The sequence below is a fragment of the Bdellovibrionales bacterium genome (genome assembly GCA_018266295.1).
Classification (GTDB): domain Bacteria; phylum Bdellovibrionota; class Bdellovibrionia; order Bdellovibrionales; family Bdellovibrionaceae; genus JACMRP01.
In genome coordinates this window covers 1-6,868 of the sequence record JAFEAQ010000007.1, presented here as the reverse complement: position 1 = coordinate 6,868, position 6,868 = coordinate 1, and the positions used below count along the sequence as shown (strand labels likewise).

Sequence of the window (6,868 nt, the reverse complement as noted above, 5' to 3'; positions counted from 1 at the left end):
GTTTCTTCAATGATTTTTTTGATATGGGAGCGGATCCACTGCGAAGTGACACGCACAGGAGTAGCATTGAAGACAATTTTTTTTTTTCATTTTGAACCCAAACGAGAGAGGTTGGCTGTCATTCTGAGCGGTTCAGACGAACTGTGAGAACCTGCTGTTTTTTTTTTTTTTTTCCGGTTACGGGTGCTTTACCAAGAAGGTAGAACCTTCAAGTTGTTGCACCCAACGGGCCATTAAGAAACAAAAAATCTAGAATATCGCGTCATCTGCATTCTTGACGATTGTTTCCCAATGGGAGACGCAGACCAGTCGTTCAGGGACTCCTGCTCCCATCCGATCCATGCGGAGCTGCGCCGTCCACCACGCGCGACGACCGTCGCAGCGTTGCCTGGTTTCGGCGCCAGGAATCTCAAACGAGGTAACAATCTTCTTCAAATACAGATACGACGGATCGCGCCCCAAAACTCTAATAAAAAATGCCAAACGGCGTTTGCGAAATATTGAGCTGATATCGGTCATGTGAGCTGTTGTCAGGACGTGTCGCCGAGACGGGTACCGATACTCAGGTGGGTTTGAGTTGGTGAATTTTCCTTTGACTTGGAAGGTGGAGCGAAGAATGCGTTGTTGAAAGCTGCGTAGTAGGGCAATTTTGCGGGCATCGTGCACCCACGATTCACTTCCGAATAGCAGAGCTGAGTGTATGATCACTGAGATGAGATGTCTCTTGCACCTGTTTGATAGCGTATTTTGGCGTAGGAAAGCACCAAGCTGGTGCCATCGGAATCGTGCGCTTTGGAGAGAGCGGAAGAATGTTGCCATGTCTGAATCCTTGTCCGTAAATATACGACCAAGGTACTTGAAGTCTTTCACGTACTCGAGGACGTGGCCGTTGAGTCGAACCTCACCTCTGCTTTCGGCTCTCGCTTCAAGTTCTAATGCTTTTTGTCGTTGGTCTTCTCTTCTTGCACACGAAGCTGCTTGTTGGTGACGACGGTGTAGGGTCTCGTTTTCCGTGGTCCATCCGCAAATGTCGCATCGCCTTGGTGCCATATTCGGTAGGAATTTTAGCACCGGAACGAATAAAATTTGATCTGAGTGGACGGAGATAGCGTGACCGCACAGTTGTTGACGGTTCCCGGTCGTTGCGCACCCAAAAGGGCATGGAATTTTCTGATCGGTATCAATGTGGACCAGTGCCCGGCCTAGTTCATCGCGTGGGGCGAGGGCCGCCATCAGCCCATCTTGCATACGTTGCGCAGCTCGGAAGTGAGTGACTTGGGGTCCTTCAGGGTTGTCCTGGCAGTACACCAAAGTGTTTCCTTCAATGAGAGCTCGCTCCGACCAATGCGTACGGTTCGCGAATGGAACCTGGAATTCTTTACATGCTGGTGTCTCCCAGTGGTCTGGTAGTTGTGCAACCACAATCGTATGGTTGCAGAACGCGCATGTCATTTCATCCAGGGGGGCTTGGTGGAACCTGCTGGCGTGGTAGCGCCTGATGTTGGCTTCTGCTGAAATGTTGACACTGTGAACCGGGTAGTCAAATGCACACACATTCGTCTTGTTGATGTTGATCTCTAATTCGTAGAATGCACAGAATTTCGCGAACAGGTTGATCTGTCGCTCCAAGGTCACTCTGTCTTTGGCAAAGAATACTCCGTCATCCGCGTAGAACAGTGGAAGTAGTTTTGTTTGTTGATCACCGATCGTTAGCGAATGAATGAGTTCTTCAGATTCCTGCAGGAAACCGCGTAGGATAGCGTCCATCACAATGTTGAACAAGAGGGGACTAATCACGTCGCCCTGCTTCACACCACGGTCCGTCTTGAACACCCGTGAGAACGCCCCTGCGAGGCGTACCGTTGCCTGTTCAGCATCGAACGAGTGTTGTAGAAGACCGATGATGTTCTCCCCTACTCCAAGGGACCGGATGAGCTGTAAGAGCTTCGGTCGGTCCAGTGAATCGTATGCACGCGAGATATCGATGTACGCAGCGAAAAGCTGCTCGTTACGTAATCGCGCGGCCTGGATGTACAGTTTATGCGTTGCAATTGCTTCAAGCACACCCGTGCGGCTCCTGAACCCGTGTTGTAGGTGAAGGAGTGGGATAGCTCGTAGTCTAACAGCGATGATACGTGAGATGAGTTTCCATAGGCACGACAGTACTGCAATGCCTCTGTACTTCCCTTGTTGTCCTGGTTTTGGAATGAGCGTGATTGGTGTTCGCGTCCACTCCGACGGGACACGACTGTCTGACCAGCACCGTACAATGAGTGAAACGAGTTGAAGAAAGATTTCGTAGTCCTTCGTCTCCTGTTCATCCATGTCCAGTTTTTGCGCGATGAAAAGCTTCGCGCCGATTTTGATCGTCTCAGCCGTAATCTTGTCCATTCCTGGTGCTTTCAGATTCGATAACTTCATCGCTGCAGCGGCGATTTCTTCCGCTGTCGGGGCTTCGTCTCTCACAGAGATCCTGACTTGATCCCTGTGCTCCGCAAAGATCGCTTCCATTCGACGCCCGTCCATCTCGTCGCCCCTGACTCTTCCTTCAGAAGCCAGCTTGTCTGCTTGCTCGTTGAAGGCGTTGCCGGAGTGTGCACGTACCTTGTGAAAGGTGACCAGTTTCCCGGTAAGCGTACAGACCTTGGCAATGTACCACAGCAAATCGCCATTGACGACGGAGTCTCCTCCGCTGGCCAATATTGCTTCGAAGTGGTTGGTCATGGTGATGAGGTAGGCTGAGTCCGTGTAGACGTCAACGACTCGTACCTCTTTCTGGACTGCGTCCAGCAGCGCGATTGCTGCTGCGTAAAGTTCAGCTCGGTCAGAGGTGGCTTCGTCTGGGACTTGACCACGAAAGCCAATAAACTTGGTGCCATCGAGTGTGCCAGTACTTTCAAGGTCCCATCGAGAACCTTCTTCCAGCACGTGGCAGACACCGTACCCACCGGTCCACTTGGTACCGTCGAGTACTGCTGAGCCGTCTGTGTAATAGACAGCGTGCAGACCCGTTGAGTCCGTAGGTGGGTTTTGATAGCGGGTACGATCGAATCGAGGTTCACGGGCTTCCATCTCCCGCGATGGGTGAGGAAGTTGGAGCAAGGTTTGCACTTCGTTCTGCAGTCGTTGAAATGATGGAATCGACGATGGTTTGACTTTGGCCTTGTAAAGCGGACGTAGTGTTTGAAAGGCGCCATGAATGTCACCTTTCATAAATAGGTCGTTTGCCTTCTTGGCCGTCTGTGCAATCCATTCTTTCTTGTCGTGAGCCAGAGCTTTTTTAGCCTTTGCGCGCGCCACTTGAAACGCTTTGATGGTGTGTTCGTTTGGCGTTGATCTCTTGATCTTCATCTTGGCGATTCGGTCTTGAATAAGGTCGTGTGTTGCCGCCGTAATGTACGGCGTCAGGTAGTATCCTCCTCTCTTTCCTTGACGCTGAATGTAATATTCTTTCAGCTTCTGCCATTCCTCTTCAGATGTAGAGGGTGACGCTGGGGTGAAGTTGGGGCGTTTCCGCGGATCGACGTTCGTGCGGTTACGACCCCGTTCTCTGCGTACATGTCGACGGTAATTGTTTCGGCAGCAGTGCTTCTGCTGTGGTCCGATCAAGGTGATGGTGAGACACCGGTGGTCAGAAATCCCGTTTGGAATGCTTTGTCTGTGAAGTAGATGATACCTTGCCACCCTATTGTTGCAAAGGATGTAGTCAAGCGTAGCACGTTGTTGTCCTCGATGGCCTGGGCCGAACCAAGTGAACCGTGATTTTCCCTTTCTGTGTCTGAACATTGTTGTCGTATTTGTGAGTTCCTGAGCTTCCATTAGCGTAAGGAGTCTCCTACCTGATTGACTCGTTCGTGTCACTCGAGTAGGTCGCTCCGGAGTTGGTTCTGTCAAGCGAATATGGGCGTTGAGATCTCCGAGAACCAGCACCTTCTTGTCCTGTGGAACGTTTTCTGCAAGCAGCTGAAAGAAACCGTCGACATCCTCCATCCCGAGATCCCCACCAAGAGTCGGCCCATACGCACCAACGATGCGGAAGGACTGATCTGGGTTGGAAACGTCGAAATAGAGAAGTCTTCGGGATAGGAAGCATAGCTCCTCAATCTTCCACTTGGACCATGTCTTCTTGTCAGCGATAGTCAAGGAGTCACGGCACAGTAATCCAACACCGCGTGCATCAGCAGTGAGCGTTGGGTCTGCTTTGGTCTGTAACCTCCACTTGCTTTTGTCTTGTGCTGTGATACGGATGTCTAGGTCGACATTCCGTGTCTCGGTGAGGACGCATACATCTACCTTCCATGTAGACAAGTAATCTACAAGTCCGGTAAACGTTCCTTCTGCGCCGCCGGAGCCTCGAATGTTGAGAGTGGCAATCTTCAACGAAGTGGTTTTGTCAATTCGTTTCGATCGTGAATCCTCTCGAGCATCGCGGGGGTTTTCTGCGGGTGCAATGGCTGCTTCCTCTTCTGCGTCAGCTAGTGGTGGGTTTTCGCGGAGAACATGTATCTGCTCTCCAGCTTGTTCCGGCAGTTCTGGGGGTGGTTCTACGAAGGGTCTCATGGGCGGTTGCAACAGGTCTTCATCAAGGGCGGGCAAAAAGTGCATGACGGGTTGCGAATCATGGAACGGACTAACTGCTGGTTGGAGGAGAGGTCGTTCCGGATTGCATTCCATGTAAAGGCGTGACGCATACTCCAGCAGCTCCAGTCCGTCGTCGACTGTTAGTTCAGGTCGTAGTGGCCTGGACCTTCGGTCAACGGTCTTCCAGGGTGTGATGGGGTACGGTGGGGCACTGTGAACTTGGGGGATGTGCCAATTGGGCATCTGAGTGCATAGTTGAAACATGCTGCGGCTCAAAGCGTTTCCCCACCAAATCAAGAACACCAAACTCTTGCAGCAGACTCGTTGCAGACACCCTGCCAGGCAGATCAGTTGCCTGATCGCCTTGAAACAGTGTAGAATTCGAACGAGACCATATGCCACAAGGAGAGTGGTCTTCGAGACGAGGATGAGGGACGCTCTGTAGCCTTTCTTGGTTGCTTTGCTGACCGTTCGACACACTTGATAGCAGATCTTACCGAAAATCTCGATGTGTAGTTTTGGACCTTTGTCAACGAAAAGAACCCGAATTGCGATGTAGTAGATTAGTTGTCTAACCAGTACGGTGCCATATCGGAGTGCTTCGATGACGCAGGAGACAAGACTGTGCACAAAGCGGCAAGCCATTCTGCGTATCTCCGGGGAGTGTGTCTTTGACCAGTTTCTTGCGAACAAGCAAAACTGGGAGCATGTATTCTTCCACTTCTGGACCGCCGCAACGACATCAAGAAGTTGACGACGTGCGGTAGCGTAGAATTGTTGTTTCGCGGCTGGGGGTAAAAAGGTGTATCCCCTCTCCGTGTGCGTCTCATCTCTCTGTCGTGATTGCCACGACGAAGGGAGGGGCATTGATGTACGTGGGGGGGTCTGTGGGGCGTTCCTAGCTCGCGGTGGGGAAACTTGATGGGTATCTTTCTTTTCCATACCTTGAAGTAGTAAGAGTGGATACAAAGATGGCGATTCAGCTCTGTAATTGCTTTGCGTAGGCAACCCATCGTACAGAGGGGGGCCGAGGCATTGTGTCGGAGGGGGCTGAATGCGGCGCGGTGGCGAAATTGGCCGTTCTCGAAAAGGATTAAAGTAGGGGCGGGTAAGGCACCAAATATCACTGATCAGCTGGCCTCTTCTGGGGAGCGACTTGAGAGGAGCGATTCGTTCCCGTTGCAGCTTGGGCCCTTGGGGCACGGTCTGTACCTTTGGGGGTGGGGGGCGTGGCGGGGATTCCTTCTTCTGTGAAGCTGTGACTTCTCGGTGAAAGGGTTGGAGATGAAATCGGCAAGGTCTGAGTCGTTTGAGCGGGCGTTCAAACGTCTCCTCGGCGGTGAGCTTGTAATCACATCGAGGGCGCTTTCTCCCTCTCTGCTGATCGCTTTGTAGTGTAAGTTCTTCGTCCAATAAACCTCGTGGCTTCTTTGACGGATCTTTCTCGGTTGAGGGATCCGTTGCTTCTGGGCTTCGTTCTTGGAGTTTGTGTGCTACTGTCTCGCGTGGTTTGTCCTCTGGGGACTGTGGTTGCGCATCTTTGTTGCGATTGAAGTCGGTGAATGCTGATAAGGGCGAGGGCCACCAGTCATCGCGCGGTACCGAAACCGACTCCGTTGTGAGCGGAATAGGGCTTGGTGGGTCGAGCGACGGTGATGATCCTCTCCTATCGTCCTGGGGTGGAGTTCCGTGGGGGATTGGTGTATCAAAGCTGATGCCAGCGTAACTGTCGGTGTAAGGGTTGTTGTTCTTAGTGGACATCATCAAAACGCAGCTTGGTTGAGCCAAAGCTGGTTCCACGAAGTGGGCCATGGTGGGGCGTTGCTGGGGGGATCGTGTTGTTGTATCGTCTCGTGGAGTTAGGTACAAAGGACACTCGCAGGGTACTCGGCTGCCTTGATGGGCGAATAGTGAGCGGACGGTTGAGCGTGGAGCGGTGTCGTCTTGTATATCGAAGTTGTTGCCTTCGGGCAAACCATCCGCAAGGGACGGTGCCCGGTCCTGGTGGGCTGTGTCAGTCGGCGTAGATGGACATAAATGGTTGGCCTTTCCTTTTATGGCCGAGGATGGACTCATAGTACGCCCGCCTTCATGGGGGTTGCCCACTCCGGCGGACGTACTTAGCCAGGAGGCAGCTAATCGGAGATCCTCACTCCGAAAAGCCACTCCTCCTGGTGCACCAGGCACCACGTGCAGGCTACAGTCCATCGCCCGGCAAAGGAAAGGGTCTTGAGAGCTTAAACAAAAATTTATCAGAGGGGCCCTCTGTCGCCCAGCGACCCCTTCC

General features: G+C 52.3%; 1 protein-coding gene. It reads right to left on the bottom strand.

All coding sequences use genetic code 11. From position 1 onward, the window contains the following. Positions 1–249 precede the first annotated feature (249 nt). The gene (locus JSU04_05985) at positions 250–4,674 is read right to left on the bottom strand and encodes an endonuclease/exonuclease/phosphatase family protein (GenBank protein MBS1969835.1); all 4,425 of its coding nucleotides are present in this window, start codon (positions 4,672–4,674) and stop codon (positions 250–252) included. Positions 4,675–6,868: the final 2,194 nt, after the last annotated feature.